This window comes from Azospirillum brasilense (genome assembly GCF_022023855.1).
In the GTDB taxonomy this organism is placed as follows: Bacteria; Pseudomonadota; Alphaproteobacteria; order Azospirillales; family Azospirillaceae; genus Azospirillum; species Azospirillum brasilense_F.
Genome location: NZ_CP059449.1, coordinates 868,786 through 890,401 on the forward strand (window position 1 = coordinate 868,786; position 21,616 = coordinate 890,401).

22 protein-coding genes are annotated in these 21,616 nt (G+C 69.2%); 9 read left to right on the forward strand and 13 right to left on the reverse strand.

The annotated features are described in order from the left end of the window. The 3 genes from H1Q64_RS04115 to dnaK all read right to left on the reverse strand — a co-directional run bounded on the left by H1Q64_RS04115 (position 1) and on the right by dnaK (position 4,899). Positions 1-1,128, reverse strand: coding sequence for a diguanylate cyclase (locus H1Q64_RS04115; protein ID WP_145701666.1), 1,128 nt, complete (start codon positions 1,126-1,128; stop codon positions 1-3). 291 nt (positions 1,129-1,419) lie between these two features. Then, the gene (dnaJ, locus tag H1Q64_RS04120; protein ID WP_237904486.1) at positions 1,420-2,565 is read right to left on the reverse strand and encodes a molecular chaperone DnaJ; all 1,146 of its coding nucleotides are present in this window, start codon (positions 2,563-2,565) and stop codon (positions 1,420-1,422) included. A 162-nt stretch (positions 2,566-2,727) separates the two neighbouring features. Continuing rightward, complete coding sequence (dnaK, locus tag H1Q64_RS04125; RefSeq protein WP_330874511.1) at positions 2,728-4,899, reverse strand: molecular chaperone DnaK; 2,172 nt, start codon at positions 4,897-4,899, stop codon at positions 2,728-2,730. Between the two features lie 298 nt (positions 4,900-5,197). On the opposite strand from dnaK, the gene H1Q64_RS04130 reads away from it, so the two are divergent. After that, positions 5,198-5,401 (forward strand): hypothetical protein, encoded by a 204-nt coding sequence (locus H1Q64_RS04130; protein WP_014239027.1) that lies wholly within the window; start codon positions 5,198-5,200, stop codon positions 5,399-5,401. Positions 5,402-5,576: 175 nt separating this feature from the next. Here H1Q64_RS04130 and H1Q64_RS04135 read toward each other — a convergent pair whose 3' ends face one another. Next, a complete protein-coding gene (locus H1Q64_RS04135; protein ID WP_237904487.1) occupies positions 5,577-6,092 on the reverse strand; it encodes a hypothetical protein in 516 nt (171 codons plus the stop codon). Positions 6,093-6,201: 109 nt separating this feature from the next. On the opposite strand from H1Q64_RS04135, the gene H1Q64_RS04140 reads away from it, so the two are divergent. Further along, a complete protein-coding gene (locus H1Q64_RS04140; RefSeq protein WP_237904488.1) occupies positions 6,202-7,098 on the forward strand; it encodes a DUF1848 domain-containing protein in 897 nt (298 codons plus the stop codon). 34 nt (positions 7,099-7,132) lie between these two features. On the opposite strand, the gene H1Q64_RS04145 is transcribed toward H1Q64_RS04140, so the two are convergent. The 3 genes from H1Q64_RS04145 to hrcA all read right to left on the reverse strand — a co-directional run bounded on the left by H1Q64_RS04145 (position 7,133) and on the right by hrcA (position 9,495). Then, positions 7,133-7,498: a response regulator gene (locus tag H1Q64_RS04145; protein ID WP_014239024.1), complete on the reverse strand. Its 366-nt coding sequence runs from the start codon at positions 7,496-7,498 to the stop codon at positions 7,133-7,135. Between the two features lie 268 nt (positions 7,499-7,766). Beyond that, a complete protein-coding gene (gene grpE / locus H1Q64_RS04150; protein WP_145623247.1) occupies positions 7,767-8,375 on the reverse strand; it encodes a nucleotide exchange factor GrpE in 609 nt (202 codons plus the stop codon). Between the two features lie 79 nt (positions 8,376-8,454). After that, entirely contained in the window at positions 8,455-9,495 is a 1,041-nt protein-coding gene (hrcA, locus tag H1Q64_RS04155; RefSeq protein ID WP_237904489.1) for a heat-inducible transcriptional repressor HrcA, read from the reverse strand. 163 nt (positions 9,496-9,658) lie between these two features. Between hrcA and rph the strand changes: the two genes are divergently transcribed. From rph to H1Q64_RS04180, 5 genes are all read left to right on the forward strand, one after another. Continuing rightward, a complete protein-coding gene (gene rph / locus H1Q64_RS04160) occupies positions 9,659-10,378 on the forward strand; it encodes a ribonuclease PH (protein WP_237904490.1) in 720 nt (239 codons plus the stop codon). Positions 10,379-10,523: 145 nt separating this feature from the next. Then, complete coding sequence (gene rdgB / locus H1Q64_RS04165) at positions 10,524-11,126, forward strand: RdgB/HAM1 family non-canonical purine NTP pyrophosphatase (RefSeq protein ID WP_237904491.1); 603 nt, start codon at positions 10,524-10,526, stop codon at positions 11,124-11,126. Then, positions 11,114-12,280: a radical SAM family heme chaperone HemW gene (gene hemW, locus H1Q64_RS04170; protein ID WP_237904492.1), complete on the forward strand. Its 1,167-nt coding sequence runs from the start codon at positions 11,114-11,116 to the stop codon at positions 12,278-12,280. The genes rdgB and hemW overlap by 13 nt, the downstream gene beginning before the upstream one ends. A gap of 188 nt (positions 12,281-12,468) precedes the next feature. Beyond that, positions 12,469-14,160, forward strand: coding sequence for a methyl-accepting chemotaxis protein (locus tag H1Q64_RS04175; protein WP_237904493.1), 1,692 nt, complete (start codon positions 12,469-12,471; stop codon positions 14,158-14,160). 32 nt (positions 14,161-14,192) lie between these two features. After that, a complete protein-coding gene (locus tag H1Q64_RS04180) occupies positions 14,193-14,699 on the forward strand; it encodes a dihydrofolate reductase (protein ID WP_237904494.1) in 507 nt (168 codons plus the stop codon). Positions 14,700-14,703: 4 nt separating this feature from the next. Here the strand turns inward: H1Q64_RS04180 and H1Q64_RS04185 are convergent, their stop codons facing one another. Then, positions 14,704-15,570 (reverse strand): helix-turn-helix transcriptional regulator, encoded by an 867-nt coding sequence (locus tag H1Q64_RS04185; protein WP_419468819.1) that lies wholly within the window; start codon positions 15,568-15,570, stop codon positions 14,704-14,706. An 82-nt stretch (positions 15,571-15,652) separates the two neighbouring features. Here H1Q64_RS04185 and H1Q64_RS04190 point away from each other — a divergent pair, with 82 nt between their 5' ends. Continuing rightward, complete coding sequence (locus tag H1Q64_RS04190) at positions 15,653-16,546, forward strand: SDR family oxidoreductase (protein WP_237904495.1); 894 nt, start codon at positions 15,653-15,655, stop codon at positions 16,544-16,546. A gap of 34 nt (positions 16,547-16,580) precedes the next feature. Here the strand turns inward: H1Q64_RS04190 and gshB are convergent, their stop codons facing one another. Genes gshB through rsmI form a run of 4 tightly spaced genes read right to left on the reverse strand, consistent with a single transcriptional unit; the run spans position 16,581 to position 19,746 of the window. Further along, positions 16,581-17,537: a glutathione synthase gene (gene gshB / locus H1Q64_RS04195; RefSeq protein ID WP_237904496.1), complete on the reverse strand. Its 957-nt coding sequence runs from the start codon at positions 17,535-17,537 to the stop codon at positions 16,581-16,583. A gap of 35 nt (positions 17,538-17,572) precedes the next feature. Then, complete coding sequence (locus H1Q64_RS04200) at positions 17,573-18,406, reverse strand: SirB1 family protein (protein ID WP_237904497.1); 834 nt, start codon at positions 18,404-18,406, stop codon at positions 17,573-17,575. 33 nt (positions 18,407-18,439) lie between these two features. Beyond that, positions 18,440-18,808 carry a YraN family protein gene (locus H1Q64_RS04205; protein ID WP_237904498.1) on the reverse strand — a complete coding sequence of 123 codons (369 nt, stop codon included), beginning with the start codon at positions 18,806-18,808 and terminating at the stop codon, positions 18,440-18,442. Continuing rightward, a complete protein-coding gene (gene rsmI, locus H1Q64_RS04210) occupies positions 18,805-19,746 on the reverse strand; it encodes a 16S rRNA (cytidine(1402)-2'-O)-methyltransferase (RefSeq protein ID WP_419468820.1) in 942 nt (313 codons plus the stop codon). The genes H1Q64_RS04205 and rsmI overlap by 4 nt, the downstream gene beginning before the upstream one ends. On the opposite strand from rsmI, the gene H1Q64_RS04215 reads away from it, so the two are divergent. Then, positions 19,740-20,930, forward strand: coding sequence for a penicillin-binding protein activator (locus H1Q64_RS04215; protein WP_237904500.1), 1,191 nt, complete (start codon positions 19,740-19,742; stop codon positions 20,928-20,930). The two genes, rsmI and H1Q64_RS04215, sit on opposite strands and share 7 nt — an antisense overlap. Positions 20,931-21,047: 117 nt before the next feature. Here H1Q64_RS04215 and H1Q64_RS04220 read toward each other — a convergent pair whose 3' ends face one another. Further along, positions 21,048-21,563: a phasin family protein gene (locus H1Q64_RS04220; RefSeq protein ID WP_237904501.1), complete on the reverse strand. Its 516-nt coding sequence runs from the start codon at positions 21,561-21,563 to the stop codon at positions 21,048-21,050. Positions 21,564-21,616 lie beyond the last annotated feature (53 nt).

Sequence of the window (21,616 nt, forward strand, 5' to 3'; positions counted from 1 at the left end):
TCAGGCCGGTTCGGGGACGCGGTCGTCGGCAACAATGCGGTTCTTGCCGGACTGCTTGGCCGCGTACATGCGCTGGTCGGCCAGATCCACCAGCCTTTCCCAGTCCACCGGGCGATCGTGGAGGTATTCGGCGACGCCGATGCTGGCGGTCTGCAGGGTGCCGTCCGGGCGCTTGCCCAGGCCCCGCTCGTGCAGCCGCTCCACCGCGGTCAGGGCGCCCTGACGGCCGGTGTTGGGCATGATGACCACGAACTCCTCGCCGCCCCAGCGGACCAGCACGTCGGACTGGCGCAGCATGGCGCGGATCGCCTCCGCCGATCGCCCGAGCTGCTTGTCACCCTGGTCATGGCCGAAGCGGTCGTTGATCGACTTGAAATTGTCCAGGTCGAAGAAGATCACCGACAGCGGATGGTCCGAGCGCTGGGCGTGGGCGAACTGCAGCCGCAGAAGCTCCTCCCCGATGCGGCGGGAGAAGGCGCCGGTCAGCCCGTCGTGCGACGCCTGATCGACCAGGGCCATCATGAAGTGCAGCTGGCTCATCGCCGCCAGCGTCGCCACCACCATGATGAGCACCAGCAGCCACAGGGCGCCCAGATAGGAGGGGAAGGGGAAGACCAGCGAACCGTAGACCCCGGCCAGCATGTGCGCCGCCAGCATCGGCGTCGCAAAGGCGAGTCCCTCCAGCGCGGTCAGCGGGAAGACGCTGAGCCCCGCCACCATCACGAAGGGCAGGAAGGCGTAGCCGGCGGCGACCGCCAGCGCGCTGCCCGCGATCATGTCCTCATTCAGCATGGGGTGCGAGGCGAGGAAGAAGATCGTCGGCACCGCCAGCAGCAGGGCCAACCCCCGCCACGCGCTGCCCATGTCGTCGCAGATCCGGTAGCCGAGCGCCAGCGCGCCGAAGGCGAAGCTGGACACCAGCCGCAGGCCGGCCAGATAGCCCCACAACGGCCAGGGGAAGATGAAGACGTCGATGACGATCCACAGCGGCGTCAGCACGGCGAAGACCGCCGCGACCATGCGGACGCGGGAATGGATCAGCACGGCCCGGCGACGCTGGATGATCGGGGTGTGCCCCCCGGGATGCATCAGGTCGCGCAACTGCTCGAAGGAGAGATCGCCACTCACCGCCTGGAATGCCCTCTCCGCGAACCGTCTGAGGAGATTAAGCGCTTGTTGATACACGCGATGCCCCCCATCGGCAACGGCAATTGCTGTGATTTCCAGGGATACGTGCGTATGCGGCGCGGCCTGTGGCATCAACGCATGTGTACGTGATTTGCCGGGACAGTCTTCCCGCCGACCGCCGCTGTCAACGCCGGAGTGGTCATACCACTGGGGCAAAAGAACGCGGCACGCATAAAGAAGGCCCGGCTGGGGGCCGGGCCTTTATCACGGGTCGGAACGAAGGGACGGTGGTCAGTCCTTCAGGTCTTCCCAAAGCTCCTTCACCTTGGCGAAGAAGCCTTCGGACTGCGGGTGGGAGCCTTCCTTGCCGGCGGTGTCGAACTCGCGCAGAAGCTCCTGCTGCTTCTTGGTCAGATTGACCGGAGTCTCGACGACGGCCTGGATGTACATGTCGCCGCGCTGCTGGCTGCGCAGCACCGACATGCCCTTGCCCTTGATGCGGAACTGGTGGCCGGACTGGGTGCCGGGCGGGACCGTCACCTTGGTGCGGCTGCCCTCGATGGTCGGCACCTCCACCGTGCCGCCCAGCGCCGCGGTGGTCATCGGGATCGGCACCCGGCAATGGATGTTGGCGCCGTCGCGCTGGAAGATCGGGTGCGGCGCGATGGCCAGGAAGATGTAGAGGTCGCCCGGCGGCGCGCCGCGCAACCCCGCCTCGCCCTCGCCGGCCAGACGGATGCGCGTGCCGTCCTCCACGCCCGCGGGGATGTTGACCTGGAGGGTCTTCTCCTTGCGCAGGCGCCCGGCGCCGCCGCAGCTCTTGCAAGGGTCCTTGATGACGCGGCCCTGGCCGTGGCAGGCCGGGCAGGTGCGCTCGATGGTGAAGAAGCCCTGCTGGGCGCGCACTTTGCCATGGCCCTGGCAGGTCGGGCAGGTGACCGGCTGGGTCCCCGCCGCCGCCCCGGAGCCGCTGCAGGAGTCGCAGGCGACGGTGGAGGGAACGCGGACGTTGGCCGTGGTGCCCTTGAAGGCCTCCTCCAGCCCGATCTCCAGATTGTAGCGCAGATCCTGGCCGCGGCCCGACGCGCCGCCGCCGCCGCGGCGCCCGCCCATGAACTCTCCGAACATCTCGTCGAAGATGTCGGCGAAGCCGCCGCCACCGCCGCTGAAATCGAAGCCGCCGAAACCACCGCCGGCCCCGCCGCGCCCGTTCTCGAAGGCGCCGTGGCCGAAGCGGTCGTAGGCCGCGCGCTTCTGCTCGTCCTTCAGAACGTCGTAGGCTTCGCTGATTTCTTTGAACTTGTGCTCGGCGTCCTTGTCACCCTGGTTGCGGTCCGGGTGATACTGCATCGCCATCTTGCGGTACGCTTTTTTGATCTCGTCCGCGCTGGCGCCCTTCGCCACCCCGAGCAGCTCGTAATAGTCCTGTTTCGCCATGGGCCCCGACCGCCTTCACATACTAATAGACCAATCATATCTCCGGCCCGCCACCGCAGGACGGATGACGGGCCGGACGATACTGCATGGCGCCGGGTTCTCCCGGCTGTGACACCGGAGGCAACGGGCGGTTGCCCAACGGTTGCCTCCGGTTCCGAACGCTTAGGCCGACTTCTTCTTGTCGTCGTCCACTTCCTCGAAGTCGGCATCGACCACGCCCGGCTCGTTCGGGGCGGCGCCCGCCGCACCGGCGGCACCGGCGCCCGGAGCCTCGCCCTGGCCGGCCTTGTACATGGCCTCGCCCAGCTTCATCGACACCTGGGCCAGCGCCTCGGTCTTCGCCTTCACGGCCTCCAGGTCCTCGCCGTCCAGCACCGACTTCAGCTCGGCCACGGCGGCCTCCGCGGCGGTCTTGTCGGCGGCGGGGATCTTGTCGCCGTTCTCCTTGATCGTCCGCTCGGTCGTGTGGATCAGGGCGTCCGCGTGGTTGCGGGCATCCACCAGCTCACGCCGCTTCTTGTCGTCGGCGGCGTGGGCCTCGGCGTCCTTCACCATCTTGTTGATGTCGGCGTCCGACAGGCCGCCCGACGCCTGGATGCGGATCTGCTGCTCCTTGCCGGTGGCCTTGTCCTTCGCCGTGACGCTGACGATGCCGTTGGCGTCGATGTCGAAGGTCACCTCGACCTGCGGCACGCCGCGCGGGGCCGGCGGGATGCCGACGAGATCGAACTGGCCGAGCATCTTGTTGTCCGCGGCCATCTCGCGCTCGCCCTGGAAGACACGGATGGTCACCGCGTTCTGGTTGTCCTCGGCGGTCGAGAAGGTCTGGGACTTCTTGGTCGGGATCGTCGTGTTGCGGTCGATCAGGCGGGTGAATACGCCGCCCAGCGTCTCGATGCCCAGCGACAGCGGGGTGACATCGAGCAGGAGGACGTCCTTGACCTCGCCCTTCAGCACGCCGCCCTGGATGGCGGCGCCGATGGCGACGACCTCGTCCGGGTTCACGCCGCGGTGCGGCTCACGGCCGAAGAACTGCTTCACCGCCTCGATGACCTTGGGCATGCGGGTCATGCCGCCGACCAGGATCACCTCGTCGATCTCGTTGGCCTTCAGGCCGGCGTCGCGGAGCGCGGCCTTGCAGGGCTCGATCGTGCGGGCGACCAGCTCGTCGACCAGGGCTTCCAGCTTGGCGCGGGTCAGCTTGACGTTCAGGTGCTTCGGGCCGGACTGGTCGGCAGTGATGAAGGGCAGGTTGACCTCGGTCTGCATGGCCGAGGACAGCTCGATCTTCGCCTTCTCCGCGGCTTCCTTCAAACGCTGCAGGGCCAGACGGTCCTTGCGCAGGTCGATGCCCTGCTCCTTCTGGAACTCGTCGGCGAGGTAGTCGATGATGCGGGCGTCGAAGTCCTCACCGCCGAGGAAGGTGTCACCGTTGGTCGACTTCACCTCGAACACGCCGTCGCCGATCTCCAGCACGGAGACGTCGAAGGTGCCGCCGCCGAGATCGTAGACCGCGATGGTGCCGGCGCCCTTCTTCTCCATGCCGTAGGCCAGAGCGGCCGCCGTCGGCTCGTTGATGATGCGCAGCACTTCCAGGCCGGCGATCTTGCCGGCGTCCTTGGTCGCCTGGCGCTGGCTGTCGTTGAAGTAGGCCGGGACGGTGATGACCGCCTGGGTCACCTTCTCGCCCAGGTAGTTCTCCGCCGTCTCCTTCATCTTCTGCAGGATGAAGGCGCTGATCTGCGACGGGCTGTACTTCTTGCCGACGGCTTCCACCCAGGCGTCGCCGTTGTCGCCGGGAATGATCTTGTAGGGGACGAGGCCCTGGTCCTTCTTGGTCAGCGGATCGTCGTAGCGGCGGCCGATCAGACGCTTGATCGCGAAGAGGGTGTTCTCGGGGTTCGTCACTGCCTGACGCTTGGCCGGCTGGCCGACCAGACGCTCCGCGTTCTGCGCGAAGGCGACCATGGAGGGCGTGGTGCGCGTGCCTTCGGCGTTCTCGATCACCTTGGCGCTGGAGCCTTCCATGACGGCCACGCAGGAGTTCGTGGTGCCGAGGTCGATGCCAATGACTTTGCTCATGTTCAGCCTCTGTTGTTCGGCAGATGCGTGGCGGCCCGTTTGGTCCGGCACCGCCGCGATCCCCTTGGGGTCGGTGGAACGGTTGGGTGGATTCACGTCTGTCGCCGGAGATATAGGCAGGTGCGTTTCGGGCTGCAACGCCCTGGTCATTCCGCCAACCGTCAAAAGACCAAAAGGTGACGCGCACGCCGGGGCATATCGTCGCGCCTGCGGCTTCGCGCCGCAAGTGAATACCAGGGTATTCAGAAGCATAAGGCGTGCAACCGCCCTCCTTTATCCCCCGACCGTGCCGGAAGCGGTCTGTTACAGGGCTTTAACACAAGCAAAACGGTCGCAACCCAGCCATGTTAACTTTTCATTAACAAGTAATGGTGTGCATTACAGTGCACAATCAATTGCCGGTTGCCTTGTTTCTTTGTTGTCCGAAGATTCTAATAGTGGAGAATCGAAGGAAATATGATATATCCCTCTCTGGTCAGGGGGCCGCTCTTGCCAGCAGATATGGCTTTCCGAAGCGGGACCGTGTGCAGCATTCCATAGGGGGATCAAGATGATGGACGAACGGCGCGACATGGCTCTGGCCATCAAGTCCTGCCTCGACAGCCTTATGGACGACGCGACGAAGTGCGACTTGGACGATTTGGCGCGCTTCATCAGCCTGGCCGCCCTGGCGGCGGAAGAGGCGGCCATGGCCTTCGATCCGAAGGCGGCGCAGTTGAAGGCCCTGATGTCCGGCGGCGCCGGCCACTGCTGACCACCGGAATCTTGATTGCCGGAATCTTGACCGCCTGAGCGCTGAACGCCTGAACCGGTGCGGGAACGCCGGAGACTTCGGACTCGCAAGACATCAGGCCGCAAAAGAACCGGAAAAGAAAAAGCCGCCCTCGACGGGGCGGCTTTCCTGCTTCCGACGGCTGTCCCGAATCGTTCTACAGGATCTCCGCCGCGCGGATCGCCCCGTCGAGCAGGGCCAGCGTGCCGGCGCAGGACTCATCCCCATCCATGACCATGGGCAGACGGTAGCTGAACATCGCCGCCGCCGCCTTGCCGTCCCGCTCCGCCCCGACCAGCCAGAGGTAATGGGCGTCGGTGCCGCCGTCCTCCTCCGTCATCATCACCGCCTGGGCCAGCACGCCGTCGTCGCCCCAGGGCTCGACGATCCGGTCGCTGGCCCGCGGGTCGTCGGGGCGCACGAAGCGCAGCGCCATCTCGTGCAGCACCGCCACGGCGCCGTCCGGCCCGTCCTTGGGCGCCACCCGGTCGGTGACCAGCCGCAGCACGCCCCCCGCCGGGGCCGGCGGGTGGAAGGCGGCCACGGCGTGGCCCTCATGCTCCTCCACCTCCGGGCGCCAGCCGTCCGGCAGCCGGAACCGCACCACCCCTTCCCACTCCACGCTGTGGCCCGCACCGTTGCCCACGCTGTGGCCGTCCTGTCCGCCCGTCACGGCATCCTCCCCTGATCCAGTGCCCCTCTGATCCTGTGCCGGCACTTTAGGCCGAAGCGCCGGCGAATCCAGCCTTGATCGCGGCCCACAGAGCCACCATGGTCCGGCGATGATCATTTCCGCCAGCTACAAGACGGACATCCCCGCCTTCTACGGGCGCTGGTTCCTGAACCGGCTGAAGGCCGGGCACTGCCGCATGGTCAACCCCTACGGCGGCCAGACCTACCGCATCGGCCTGACACGCGCGGAGGTGGACGGATTCGTCTTCTGGACCAAGAATCTCGGCCCCTTCCTGCCGGCGCTGGAGGAGGTGTCCGAGCGCAGCTTTCCCTTCGTCGTCCAGTACAGCATCACCGGCCTGCCCACTGCGCTGGAGCGCTCCGTCCCCGACGCGGAGCGTGCGGTGGAGCACATGGCCCGGCTGCGCGACCGCTGGGGGCCGCGCGCCGCCGTCTGGCGCTACGACCCCATCGTGATGGCGCCCATCGTGAAAGCAGAGGCCACGCCGCCGTCCTGGCACCGCGAGACCTTCACCCGGCTGGCCGGCCGGATGCGCGGCCTGACCGACGAAGCGGTGGTGTCCTTTCTCCAGCCCTACCGCAAGACGGCGCGCAACCTGGACGCCGCCGGCGTGCCCTGGCGCGACCCGGACCCGGAGGAAAAGCGCGCCCTACTGGCCGATCTGGCCGGAATCGCCGCGGACCATGGCATGACGCTGACGCTGTGCACCCAGCCGGAGCTGACCGGCGTCCCCGGCACGGCGCCGGCCCGCTGCGTGGACGCGCAACGGCTTTCCGACGTCGCCGGGCGGCTCATCGCGGCCAAGGAAAAGGGAAACCGCCCCGGCTGCCTGTGCGCGGAAAGCCGCGATATCGGCGATTACGATACCTGCCCGCATGGCTGCGTCTATTGCTACGCCGTCGCCAACCGCGCCACCGCGCAGCGGCGCTTCGCCGCCCACGATCCGGAGGGGGAGTTCCTGTTCACGCGGGAGCGGGCGGGATAAGGCCCCCCGGCCCGCCGTCTCGGCCCCTTCCCGGTTACGGGCAGACCTTCTTCACGGTCTCGACCAGCTTGTCCGGGTTGAAGGGCTTGACCAGCCAGCCGGTGGCCCCGGCCTCGCGGCCGGCGGTCTTCTTGGCGGGATCGGCCTCGGTGGTCAGCAGCAGGACAGGGGTGGCGCGGTTGAGCGCGCTGCCGCGGATGGCCCGGGTCAGCGCCAGACCGTCCATGCCCGGCATGTTCAGGTCGGTGATGATGCAGTCGAACTTCTGCCGGTTCACCTCCGCCAGACCGGCTGTGCCGTCCGCCGCCTCGGTGACGCCATAGCCGGCGTTGCGCAGCGTGAAGGCGACCATGTCGCGGATGGTCTTGGAGTCGTCGACGGTCAGAATGGTCTTGGCCACGGGTCCGGTTCCCTGAATGAGCGGCCGCCCGGAACGGGCAATTCACGAGGCGCCGCGAGACTCCCCGACGCGAATCGGGGTTCCGATGCGAATAGGCGAAGGACCAGCCCGGCGCAAGCCCTTCGGTACGCAAAGGATCGCGCGCGGAACTCATCCGGAGACCGCCGGGCGAAAAAAAGCGGCGCGGCGGGCCATGCCGCCGCGCCGCCGCAAGAGACGTGCAGCCTGCCGTCCGGAGGGCGGATCAGGCCATCCGTCCTGGAAACGGTCAGGCCTTCGTATCGACGTGCTGGCCGCCCATCTCGTGAGGACCGGCCTTGGCGACGCCCACCATGGCCTCGCGCAACAGGCGGCCGTGGATGGTGTAGCCAGGCTGGAGCACCTGCACGACGGTGCCGGCGGGCTTGCCGGTGTTCTCGATCTCGAACATCACCTGATGGAAATTCGGATCGAACAGCTCGCCGGTCGGGTCGATCTTCTTGATGCCCGCACGCTCGAAGGCGGAGATGAGCTGGCGCTCCGTCGCCTCCACGCCGACGGAGAGGCTCTTCAGCACCTCGTCGTTCTCTCGGCCCTCGGCGGGGACGGCCTCCAGCGCGCGGCGCAGGTTGTCGGCCACCGTCACCAGCTCCTTGGCAAAGCTGGACACGGCGAACTTGCTGGCGTCCTCCCGGTCGCGCTGGGCGCGGCGGCGGGTGTTCTCCACCTCGGCCATCTGGCGCAGGAGCTGGTCCTTCAGGCTGGCGACCTCGGCCTCAAGCTGGGCCACGCGATCCCCGGCACCGGCGTCCGCGGCCTTGTCCTGGGCGGCCTTGTCCTGGACGGCTTCGGTCTGCTCCATCTCGGCTTCGGCGGGCTTGTTCTGCTCTTCGCTCATGGCTCTCTCGTTGTCGTCTCTGGTCGTCGTCTGATGGGGGATGGGTGAAGCATTGCCAAGGTCGTCACCCGACAGGGCGTCACCCGACAAGGCGGCTGATGACCTTGGCTGTATAATCCACAAGCGGGATGATCCGGGCATAATTGATGCGGGTCGGGCCGATCACGCCGATGGCGCCGATCACCTGCTCGCGGCTGTTCTGGAACGGCGAGATGATGAGCGAACAGCCGGAATGGCCGAACAGCACATTCTCCGCGCCGATGAAGATCTGCACCCCGTCGCCCTTCCCGGTGGCGTCGAGCAGGCGCAGCATGGTCTCTTTGGTCTCCAGAGCCTCGAACAGGGCGCGCACGCGCTCCAGGTCCGACAGGGCGGTGACGTCCTCCAGCAGCTTCGCCTGGCCGCGCACGATAAGCTGGCCGCTGCTCTGCCCGCCGCTGCCCGCCCAGGTGGCGAGACCGGCGGAGACCACGCGCTGCGACAATTCGTCCAGCTCGGTCTTCTGGTCCTCGATCTCGCACAGCACGGCCTGCCGCGCCTCGTCCAGCGTGCGGCCGACCAGCTTCGCGCTGAGGAAGTTGGAGACCATCTGGAGCGTCGCGGCAGGGACGCCCACCGGCACCTCGATGACGCGGTTCTCGACCAGCCCATCCTCGTTGACCAGCACGACCAGCGCCCGGCCGGGGGCCAGCGAGACGAACTCGATGTGCTTCAGCGGCCGGTCGGTCTTCGGCGCCACCACCAGCCCGGCGCAGTGCGACAGTCCCGACAGCAGGGTGGACGCCTCGCCCAGCACGTCCTGCAGCGACCGCCCGGAGGAGGCGCATTTCGCCTCGATGGAGCCGCGCTCGTCCTCGCTCAGGCTGCCGATCTCCAGCAGGCCGTTGACGAACAGGCGCAGACCCGCCTCGGTCGGGATGCGGCCGGCGGAGGTGTGGGGGGCGTAGAGCAGCCCCTGTTCCTCCAGGTCGGCCATGACGTTGCGGATGGTCGCGGGCGACAGGGCCATGCCGAGCCTCCGCGAGATCGTGCGCGAGCCCACCGGCTCGCCGGTCGCCACATAGGCGTCGACGATCAGCCGGAAGATCTCGCGGGACCGTTGGTTCAGCTCGGTGATCATGGCGGGGCAGGGACCGGGCGGTGCGGGTGGGTTGCGAAAGGGGCGTCCCGAATTTAGGCAGGTGTCCGCGCCGAATCAACGTGCGCCCCGGTTGCGCGCTGGACGGCGGGGGCGGCGGGCGCTAGCTTGCCGCCGATTTCAACAGATTCGCGGATCATGCCCGATGCGTCCCTCCGGCCGCGCCCACGACCAGTTGCGCACCATTTCCCTTGAGCCCCATTTCAGCAAGCACGCCGAGGGGTCCTGCCTGGTGCGGTTCGGCGACACGCACGTCCTGTGCACCGCCAGCGTGGACGAGGGCGTTCCGCGCTTCCTGAAGAACACCGGTCTGGGCTGGGTTACCGCTGAATACGGCATGCTGCCGCGCTCCACCCACAGCCGCACCGACCGCGAGGCCGCCAAGGGCAAGCAGTCGGGGCGCACCCAGGAGATCCAGCGCCTGATCGGCCGCGCGCTGCGCGCCGTCACCGACCGCGCTGCCATGGGCGAGAAGCAGATCAAGATCGACTGCGACGTCATCCAGGCCGACGGCGGCACCCGCACCGCCGCCATCACCGGCAGCTTCGTCGCCCTGCATCTCGCCTTCCAGCATCTGATGCAGATCGGCGCGCTGAAGACCATGCCGCTGACCGACCATGTGGCCGCCGTCTCCTGCGGCATCTACAAGAACGCCAGCGTCCTCGACCTCGACTACGCCGAGGATTCGACGGCCCAGGCCGACGCCAACTTCGTGCTGACCGGCAACGGCGGAATCGTCGAGGTGCAGGGCACCGCCGAGGAGCGCCCCTTCAGCGAGCCGCAGTTCATGGAGCTGCTGGCGCTCGCCCGCAAGGGCATCGACGAGCTGGTGGCCTTGCAGAAGGCGGCGATCGCGGTGAAGTAAAGGCGCGGTTGCGCTTGCCCCCACCCTGACCCTCCCCCGCTTTCGCAGGGGAGGGGAAATCGGCCCTCCCCTGCGAAAGCGGGGGAGGGAGGGACCCGCGAAGCGGGAGGGTGGGGGCAACAGTCCACATCGAAGGAACTCCCCCATGACCACGCCTCCCCGCCGCTTCACGGGCGGCACGCTGGTGATCGCCAGCCACAACAAGGGCAAGGTCCGCGAGATCGCGGCGCTGCTCGGCCCCTACGCCGCCTCCTTCGTGTCCGCGGGCGAGCTTGGCCTGCCGGAGCCGGAGGAGACGGGGACCACCTTCGTCGCGAACGCCGAGCTGAAGGCCCTGGCCGCCGCCAAGGCGGGGCACGTCGCGCTGGCCGACGACAGCGGGATGGTGGTGCCGGCCCTGAACGGCGACCCCGGCATCTACTCCGCCCGCTGGGCCGGCCCGGCCAAGGACTTCCAGATGGCCATGGGCAAGGTCGAGGACGGGCTGAAGGGCCAAGCCGACCGCCGCGCCTGGTTCGTCTGCGCCCTGTCGCTCGCCTGGCCGGACGGCCATGTCGAGACGGTCGAGGGCCGCTGCCCCGGCACGCTGGTCTGGCCGCCGCGCGGCGCGCATGGTTTCGGTTACGATCCGATGTTCAAGCCGGACGGCTACGACATCACCTTCGGCGAGATGGACCCGGCCAGGAAGCACGAGATGAGCCACCGGGCCGACGCCTTCCGCCAGCTTGTGGAGCGATGCTTCAAGTGACCCCCGATCCGGGCTTCGGGATCTACATCCACTGGCCCTTCTGCAAGGCGAAGTGCCCGTACTGCGACTTCAACAGCCACGTCCGCGACCGGGTCGAGCATGACCGCTGGCGCGCCGCGCTGGTGCGGGAGCTGGATCATTACGCGGACGCAACGCCCGGCCGCCGGGTCACCTCGGTCTTCTTCGGGGGCGGCACGCCGTCGCTGATGGAGCCGGCGACGGTCGGCGCGGTGTTGGAGCGCATCGCCGCCCGCTGGACGGTGGGCGACGACCTGGAAGTATCGCTGGAGGCCAACCCGACCTCGGTCGAGGCGGACAAGTTCCGCGCCTTCCACGCCGCCGGGGTCAACCGCCTGTCGATGGGCATCCAGGCGCTGGATGACACCGCGCTGAAGTTCCTCGGCCGCCAGCACAGCGCGGCGGAGGCGACCGGCGCCATAGCGCTGGCCGCCCGCACCTTCCCCCGCTTCAGCTTTGACCTGATCTACGCCCGCCCCGGCCAGTCCGTCGCGGCGTGGGAGGCGGAGCTGACCCGCGCGCTGGACCACGCGGTCGGCCATCTGTCGGTCTACCAGCTGACCATCGAGGAGGGCACGGCCTTCTTCCCCCTGCACGCGCGGGGCGATCTGGTGCTGCCCGACGAGGATCTGGCCGGCGACCTCTACGAGGCGACGCAGAGCCTGCTCGACCGCGCCGGGCTGCCCGCCTACGAGATCTCCAACCACGCCCGGCCCGGCGAGGAGAGCTGCCACAACCTGACCTACTGGCGCTACGGCGATTACGTCGGTGTCGGTCCCGGCGCCCATGGCCGGCTGACGCTGGACGGCGAGAAATTCGCCACCCGCGCCCACCGCGCTCCGGAAATCTGGCTGGAGCGGGTGGAGCGCGACGGCCACGGTGCCGCCGCGCCCGAACCGGTCGCCCGCGAGTCGCGCGGGTCGGAGCTGCTGATGATGGGGCTGCGCCTGCGCGAGGGGGTGGCCCGCGCCCGGCTGGTCGAGGAGACCGGCCGTGACCTCGACGGGCTGGTCGATCCCGCGGCGCTGGAGCGTCTGATGGCCGGCGGCTTCCTGGAGGTCGGCAAGGACACGTTGCGCGCCACCCACGAGGGGCGGCAGCGGTTGAACGCCGTTCTGGGGGCTCTTCTGGCCTGACCGCGCCAATACCCGGAAACGTGGTGTGACAAAGGCGCCCAGTGCCCGGCGAGCGCCGCATTTTTATATGTCCGTTTATGATTTTCCTGTGACTGTCGATCGTTCTTGGAGTCCTGGCAAAGACAAGGGCAAACAACCGCCGCTTGCCGGGACGCGGGACAGGGCAGACAGTTTCAGGCAGACATCCCATGACCCTCACGAAGCTTTCCATTCGGGCCAAGCTGTGGGCGCTCGTCGTCGCGGCTTCGGTCGCATCCTTCGCCATCGCCGGTGCCGGTCTTTATCTCAATTACAGCCGAATGCACGCCGACCGGCTGGAGACGCTGCACAGCATCGTGGAGACCGGGATCACCCTGGCCACCACGCTGGAGGCGGACGCCGCCGCTGGCAAGATCACCCGCGAGGAGGCGCAGGCCCGCTTCAAGGCGGCGGTGGCCGGCATCCGCTACGCTGGCGGCAAGGAGTATCTCTTCGCCCACACCATGGACGGCTACGGCTTCGCCCACGTCAACGCGAAGCTGATCGGCGCCGACGTCAAGCCGCTGAAGTCGGCCAACGGCGTCCACATGATCGTGGAGTTCATCCGCATGGTCCGCGCCACCGGCGACGGCCTGCTGGAGTACGACTGGCCGCGTACGGTCGGCGGCAGCGATCTGGCGTTGAAGCTGGGCTATGTCCGCGGCTTCGAACCGTGGAACATCTTCATCGGCACCGGCATCTTCATCGACGACATCCGGGCCGCCTTCCTGGACCAGCTGCGGACGCTGGCCTTCGTCATCCTGGCGTTGGCGGTGCCGGCCGTCGGCCTGATCGCCTGGGTCGGCACCGACATCAGCCGGGTGCTGCGCGGGCTGGGCGCCAAGATGCGGTCGCTGGCCGACGGCGACCTGTCCACCCGCTTTCCGGAGGCGGAGCGCGGCGACGAGATCGGCGCCATGGCCAAGGCCGTGCTGGTTTTCCAGACCAACGCCCGCGACAAGCAGCGGCTGGAGGCCGAGCAGGCCGCGTCGGCCCAGCGCGCCGAGGAGGACAAGCGCCGCGCCATGCTGGCGCTGGCCGCCAGCTTCGAGCAGAGCATCGGCGCCGTCGTCCGCACCGTCTCCGACGCGGCGGCGACGATGGAGGAGCGGGCGGCCGAGATGAACCGCGCCGCCGCCCAGACCGACGAACTGGCGACCTCGGTCGCCGCGGCGACGGAGCAGACCTCCGCCAACGTGCAGACCGTGGCCGCCGCCTCGGAGGAACTGGCCGGCTCGATCCAGGAGATCAGCCGTCAGGTTGCCGAGTCGTCGCGCATCGCGGGCGAGGCGGTGACCCTCAGCGGGCGGGCCAACGACAAGGTTGGCGGGCTGGCCGAGGCGGTGCAGAAGATCGGAGCGGTGGTGCAGCTCATCAACGACATCGCCAGCCAGACCAACCTGCTGGCGCTCAACGCGACCATCGAGGCAGCCCGCGCGGGCGAGGCCGGCAAGGGCTTCGCCGTGGTGGCGAGCGAGGTCAAGGCGCTGGCCAACCAGACCGCCAAGGCCACCGAGGAGATCGCCGCCCAGGTCGCCAACATCCAGACGGCGACCGGCGACGCGGTCGGCGAGATCCAGGGCGTGACCCAGGTGATCCTGCGGGTGAACGAGATCGCCACCTCCATCGCCTCGGCGGTCGAGGAACAGGGGGCGGCGACCCGCGAGATCAGCCGCAACGTCCAGGAAGCGGCGGGCGGCACGCAGGAGGTGTCGGCCAACATCACCGGCGTCACCGGTGCGGCGACCCAGAGCGGCGCCACCGCCCGCGACGTGCTGGAGATGTCGCGCCGGCTCGGCCACCAGCTCGACACGCTGCACCGCGAGGTCGGAGGCTTCCTTCAGCAGCTCCGCGCGGCGTAAGGTGGGGTGAAGCGGCAGGGAAAGGGGTTGGGATGCGCATCAGTCTGGTGGTGGCCGCCGCGCGCAATGGCGTGATCGGCCGCAACGGCACCCTGCCCTGGTCTCTGCCCGGCGACCTGAAGCGCTTCCGGGAGCTGACCATGGGCAAGCCGGTCCTGATGGGCCGGCGCACCTGGGAGTCGCTCCCACGCAAACCCCTGCCCGGCCGCGACAACCTCGTGGTCAGCCGCAGCGTCCCGCCGGGCGAGCGGGACGGGGCGCGCTGGTTCGGCGGCCTCGACGCGGCGCTGGACTGGTGCCGCGGCCGCGGCGTTCCGGAAATCAGCGTGATTGGCGGCGCCGAATTGTTCCGCGAATCCCTGCCGCTCGCCGACATCGTCCACCTGACCCGCGTCGAGCAGGATGTGGAGGGCGACACCGTCATGCCGCCGCTGGGGCCGGAGTGGGTGGAGACGGAGCGCGGCCCGCTGCTGACCGAGAACGGTCTGGATTACCGGTACGTCGATTACCGGCGCGCCGCTTCTACCGCCGGCCCGTAACGGGTCAGGCCAGCAGCGCCCGCACCCGCTCGGCGTCGTCCGGGGTTGCCGGGTTGTAGACGAGCATCGTCAGGTCCGGCCGCCTGTCCACGGCGAAGGCCGAATATTCCAGCTCCAGCGTGCCCAGCGTGGGATGGCGGAGGCGTTTGACGCCCTCCCCGAAATGACTCACGTCGTTCGCAGTCCACAGGGCGGCGAATTCGGGACTCTGGCGCGACAGATCCTCGATCAGCGCCCGCACCGCTTCGTGGGCACCGGCGCGCGCCGCGTCGGCGCGGAAGGCACCGACGACGAAGCGCGCCACCCCTTCCCAATCGAACTGGGCGGCCCGCACGCGCGGGTCGCAGAAGATGAGCCGCAGGATGTTGCGCTGGGCCGCCGGCAGGGCGCCGTAATCGGTCAGCACCGCGGCGGCGGCGCGGTTCCAGGCGACGACGTCCCAGGTTGCCGTCTTGACCAGGGCGGGGCTGGGGTTCAGCGCGTCCAGCACGCGCTGCAGGCGCGGCGTGACCGCCTCCCCCACCGGATGGCGCAGTGTCGGCAAGCGGTTGAGGCCGAGGAGGAAAAGATGCTCGCGCTCGGCGTCGGTGAGCATCAGGGCGCGGGCGATGCGCTCCAGCACGTCGGCGGACGGCGCTCCGCCGCGCCCCTGCTCCAGCCAAATGTACCAGGTTGTGCTGATGTTCGCGCGCTGGGCCACCTCCTCGCGGCGCAGGCCGCGCGTGCGCCGGCGCTCCGCGGAAAAGCCGAAGGCCGCCGGATCGAGCTTCGCCCGGCGGTCCTTCAGATAGGCGCCCAAGCGGCTTTCGCCGGAGCTTTGTTGTGCGGAACCGTTCTCCATCATGGCGCGCCGGCCCGTCCTGTTGGTCATTATACCCCGATAACGTCACGACTTTACCAGGATAAGCCCCGCGCCGACAGTGGCCTGCGACCCTGATCGGAAGAGGTTTCCCATGCGTGTCTTCGTCACCGGCGCCACCGGCTTCGTCGGTTCGGCCATCGTTCAGGACCTGCTCGCCAACGGGCACCAAGTTCTCGGCCTCGCCCGCTCCGACGCGGCGGCGGCGGCCCTTGCCGCGGTCGGGGCGGAGGTCCACCGCGGCTCCCTCGACGACCTGGAGAGCCTGCGCGCCGGGGCCTCCGCGGCCGACGGCGTGATCCACACCGCCTTCAACCATGACTTTTCGCGCTTCGCCGACAACTGCTGGGAGGACCATCGGGCGATCCTCGCCATGGGCGAAGCGCTGGAGGGCAGCGACCGCCCCCTGCTGGTGACGGCCGGAGCGGTCGTGGCCGCGCGCGGGCCGGTGGCGGTCGAGAGCGATCCGCACCGGCCACCGTCCGACGCCCTGCCCCGCCGCACCGAACTCGCCGCCAGGGAGCTGGCCGCCCGCGGCGTCCGGGTCGGCGTCGTGCGCCTGCCGCCCTCGACCCACGGCGTCGGCGACCATGGCTTCGCGCGCATCCTGCACGACATCGCCCGCCGGACCGGAGTCTCGGCCTATGTCGGCGACGGTGGGAACCGTTGGCCGGCGGTGCACCGCCGGGATGCGGCGCGGCTCTACCGGCTGGCGCTGGAGGCCGGCGCCCGGGGCGGCCCGTTCCACGCCATCGCCGAGGAGGGCGTGCCGCTGCGCCGCGTTGCCGAAGCCATCGGCGCGCGGCTGGGCCTGCCAGCGGTCTCGAAGACGCCGGAGGAGGCGGCCGCCCATTTCGGGTGGTTCGCCTTCTTCGCGGGGATCGACTGCCCGACCTCCAGCGCCCACACCCGCGCCCTGCTGGGGTGGGAGCCGCGCGAGACCGGCCTCGTCGCCGACCTCGGCCAGCCCGGCTATTTCACCGAGTGACCGGCTGGCGGGGGAGTGCGGGGGGCTTCGACCCTCAGGCCCCCTTGTTCTCGCGGTGGCGGCGCTCGATGGCGTCCCACAGGGTGGCCTCCAGCGCCGACCCGTCGAGCCGGTTGATCTCCTGGATGCCGGTGGGCGAGGTCACGTTGATCTCGGTCATGTAGTCGCCGATCACGTCGATCCCGACGAAGACCAGACCCTTCTCGCGCAGTACCGGGCCGATGGCCTTGCAGATCTCCTGCTCGCGCGGGGTCAGCTCCGTCTTCTTGGCGCTGCCGCCGGCGTGGAAGTTGGCGCGGGCCTCGCCCTCCTGGGGCATGCGGCTGACGGCGCCGGCGGGCTCGCCGTCGATCAGGATGATGCGCTTGTCGCCCTGGCGGATCTCCGGCAGGTACTTCTGCACGATCACCGGCTCGCGGTAGAGCTGGGTGAACAGCTCCAGCAGTGAGCCCAGGTTTTCGTCGTCCGGCTTCAGGTGGAAGACGCCGGCCCCGCCGTTGCCGAACAGCGGCTTGACGATGATGTCCTTGTGCTGCGCCCGGAAGTCCAGGACGGCCTGCTTGTCGCTGGTGATCAGCGTCGGCGGCATCAGGTCGGGGAAATGGGTGACGAACAGCTTCTCCGGCGCGTTGCGCACCTCCGCCGGGTCGTTCAGCACCAGCACCTTGGGCTGGATGTGCTCCAGCATGTGGGTGGCGGTGATGTAGGCCATGTCGAAGGGCGGGTCCTGGCGCATCAGCACCACGTCCATGGTCGACAGGTCGACGATCCGCGGCTCGCCCAGCGTGTAGTGGGCGCCCTTCTGGCGGACCACGGTCATCTCGCGCAGGCGGGCGGTCAGGACGTTGCCGGTCAGGCTGAGGTCGCGCGGGTGGTAGTGGTACAGCGTGTGCCCGCGCTTCTGCGCCTCAAGCGCCATCATGAAGCTCGAGTCGGTGTCGATGTTGATGGACTCGATGGGGTCCATCTGGAAGGCGACGGCGAGGCTCATCCTGCGGGTCTCCGGAACGGGCTTTTGAAGTGGGGTCAGTTCAGTTGGTTCTTGAGCTGCTGGATCAGCGCGGCGACCTGATGGCGGTGCCGTTCGCTGGCGGTCAGCTCCAGGAAGGTTTCCAGCGCGGCGATGGCGGCGCCGAGGTTGCCGTTGTGGGCCTCCAGCAGGCCGGTTTCCCGCCACAGCGACGCCTCGCCCGGCGCGAACAGCCGCATCGCCTCCAGCACCTCCAGCGCGCGCGGAACGTCGCGGGCGGAGAGGTGGCGCAGCTTGATGTTGTTCTGGAGCCGCAGCAGAATCTCGCGGTTGGTCACCGTCTGGTAATGGCCGGGCTCCAGCTCCGCGGCGCTGCCGGCGGTGGCCTTCAGCAGGTCGCGCAGGTCCACGGCGGTGCGCACCTGCCCCTCGTTGAAGGGGTCGAGGATGGCGCGGGCGCCGTCGGCCTCCAGCCGCACCAGGAAATGGCCGGGGAAGTTCAGCCCCAGCATCGTCCAGCCCTGCGAGCGGGCGGCGTGCAGGTACAGGATGCCCAGCGCCACCGGCAGGCCGCGGCGGCGGTCGATGACGCGCAGCAGGTTGGCGTTCTGCAGGTCGTCGTAGGTTTCCTGGTCGCCGGCGTAGCCGTGCCGCTCCACGATCACCTCGTGCAGCCAGGAGATGCGGGCCTCCAGCCCATCGAGGGTGGGCGAGACGCGCTCGGCCAGATCGTGGGCGATGTCGGCGAGGTGACGGCGGTAGTCGGCCAGCGCGGCGCCCGGCACCTCCAGCGCGCCCAGCGCGAGGGCGGCTTCGGCCAGATCGATCTGCTCGTCCGGCTGCTGCCCCACGCGGCGCAGGATGTCACGGGCCTCGGCGCGGCTGGTCACGGGCAGCGTCCTTCCTCTTCTTCAGCCTTCGCGTCAGGCCCGCCACGCGTCCGGCACGTGGCGCGGCCAGGACCAAGGGGTAACGAGCATGACGTCGAAGCGCAAGACATAGCCGGCATAGTGGGGGTTGGCCCCCAGATAGGCGTGGGCGGCGCGGGCGAGGCGGCCCCGCTGGCGGGCGTTGACCGCCTCGTTCGCGGTGTCCCAGTCGCCGCGGGCCTTGACCTCGACGATCGCCAGAGTGTCGCCCCGCCGGGCCACGATGTCGATCTCTCCCATCGGGGTGCGCAGGCGGCTTTCCAGGATGCGGTAACCCTTCAGCCGCAGCGCCAGCCGGCAGAGCTGCTCGGCGTAGCGGCCGTAGCTCTCCGCCCGGCGGCGCAGGGCGTCCGGCGCGCTCATGGTTTCCCCTCCCGCGACAGTTCCAGCGCGCGGGCATAGACGGTCCGCTTGTTCTGGCCGGTGCGGGCGGCCACGTCGGCGGCGGCGTCGCGGACCGACAGGCGGGTCAGCGCCTCGCGCAGCAGGGCGTCCACGTCGGCCTCGGTCGGGGTGGCCTCCTCGCCGGGCGGGCCGATGACCAGCACGACCTCGCCCTTGGGCGGTCCGGCCTCGGCGTAATATGCTGCCAGCTCGGGCAGGGTGCCGCGCCGCACCTCCTCGTAGAGCTTGGTCAGTTCCCGCGCCACCGCGGCCTCCCGTGCACCGAGGATGTCGGCGAGGTCGGCCAGCGACTCGGGCAGGCGCTGCGGCGACTCGAAGAAGACCAGCGTGGCCGGAACGTTCTTCAGTTCCCCGGAGGTGGCGCGCCGCGCGCTGCTCTTGTTCGGCAGGAATCCGGCGAACAGGAAGCGGTCGGTCGGCAGGCCGGACAACACAAGCGCCACCAGCGGTGCGGAGGCGCCGGGCAGCGTGGTGACCGCCACCCCCTCCGCCACGCACTCGCGCACCAGCTTGTAGCCGGGGTCGGAGACCAGCGGCGTGCCGGCGTCGGTGACCAGCGCGATGGATTCGCCCGCTTTCATGCGGCCGATGAGGACCGGACGCATCTTCGCCGCGTTGTGTTCATGATAGGAGACGAAGGGCGTGTGGATGCCATGGATGCCCATCAGCTTCGCCGTCACCCGCGTGTCCTCGCAGGCGATGGCATCGGCGCGGCGCAGCGTGTCGAGCGCGCGCAGCGTGATGTCGGCGGCGTTGCCGATGGGGGTGGCGACCACATAAAGGCCGGCGCCGAGTTTACTTGCGGCCCTCGGCTCGCTACCTTCAGCGTCACCAGAGACGCCGGGCCCGGAAACGGGCTCGGGCGCCGGACCGGATGTGGAGATCGTTGGTGGCACGCTTGACGACACCTTTCTCGCGCGCTTGGGGGCAGCGGGCTGCCGCCGCCCTGTTGGTTGTCGGCACGCTTTCGGCCTGCTCGACTGTAAAGGCCCCGGCGCCGCCGACTCAAGCGCCGCAAGCGCCCGTCGCCGCCGTTCCGGCCGCCCCGCAGACCTTGAAGGTGGCGATTCTGCTGCCGCTGTCCGGGTCGAGCGCCGCCATCGGGCAGGCCATGCTGGAATCGGCGCAGATGGCGCTGTTCGATCTGGCCGGCGACCGCTTCGAGCTGCTGCCCCGCGACACCAAGGGCACGCCGTCCGGCGCCGCCGACGCGGCGCGGCAGGCGATCGCCGAGGGGGCGAGCCTGATCCTCGGCCCGCTGTTCGCCGCCGACGTGGCGGCGGTGAAGCCGGTCGCCCAGTCCGCGGGCGTGGACGTGCTGGCCTTCACCAACGACTGGACCCAGGCCGGCAACGGCACCTATGTGCTGGGCTTCGTGCCCGCCGATCAGGTCACCCGCGTGGTCGGCTTCGCCCGCTCGCGCGGTGCGACGCGCTACGTCGCTCTGGCCCCGCGCACCGCCTACGGCGACGCCGTGGTCAACGCCGTGCAGGCCGCCTCGCGCCAGTTCGGCGGACAGGTGGCGCAGGTCGAGCGCTACGACCCGGCGGTGACCGACCTCGCCCAGCCGGCCCGGCAGGTGACCCAGGCCGGCGTTCAGCCGCAGGCGGTCATGCTGGCCGAAGGCGGGCCGCGCGCCCAGGGTCTGGCGTCGGCGCTGTCGGCCAACGGGCTGAACACCCAGCAGGTCAAGCTGCTCGGCACCGGCCTGTGGGACGAGCCCGGCCTGGGCCAGGAACCCGCTTTGGCCGGCGCCTGGTTCGCCGCCCCGTCCCCGCAGAGCCGCGCCGACTTCGAGGCGCGTTTCGAGAGGACCTATGGGCGCAAGCCGCCGCGCATCGCCACCCTGTCCTACGACGCAACGGCCATCGCCGCGGTGCTGGCCAAGATGCCCGACGCGTCGGGCCGCTTCGACCGCGCGGCGCTGAACAATCCCAACGGCTTCGAAGGCATGGACGGCATCTTCCGCCTGCGCGCGGACGGTGTCGTGGAGCGCGGACTGGCCGTTCTGGAGGTCACCCCCGGCGGTCCCCGCGTGCTCGATCCCGCCCCGTCCAGCTTCGAAGTGCTGGGGCAGTGACCACAACACCTTGATGTGAAGAGCGTTTTTAACCACGAAGACACGAAGGGCACAAAGGAATCACAAAGGTCTTCGTGATTGTCTTCGTGTCTTCGTGTCTTCGTGGTGAACCGCAAACTATCCGTGCTGCTTCGCCAGACGACGGGCGTTGGCGCGGACGGTGCGGTAGGCGGGGGTCATGCCCGCATGGGTCAGAGCCGTGGCCGACTCGACCATGTAAAGCGCGGCGTGGATGCCGGCCTCGACCGTCTCGGTGATGGTGCGGCGCTGCAACTCCATCAAATCGGCGGGGTTGCGGCACTGGCCGAGGCCGGTCACCATCACCATGGCGGCCTGAAGCTGGCCCTGCATGAGGGTCATCCAGGCCTGCTGCATCTCACCGATGCCCTTGGCGACGGCGTGGGTGGCCTCCACCATCGCCTCCACCTTCTCGGAGCCCATGCGGACGAACTCCGGGTTGGCGAGGTCGATGGGGTTGTTCATGGCCGCCGCCATCATCGCGGTGCGGTAGCCGATCGTCTGGGCCGCCGCCACCCCCATCTCGCCGGTCTTGACGCCGGTCCGGGTCAGATCGCCCGCGACCGTCAGAAAGCGTTGCGTCGGTTCGCCGTTGCCGGCCTTGCGTCTCGCCATTCGCTCCACCTCACCAAAGGACCCGACCGGACCAAAAGCCCCGGCCGAGTCGA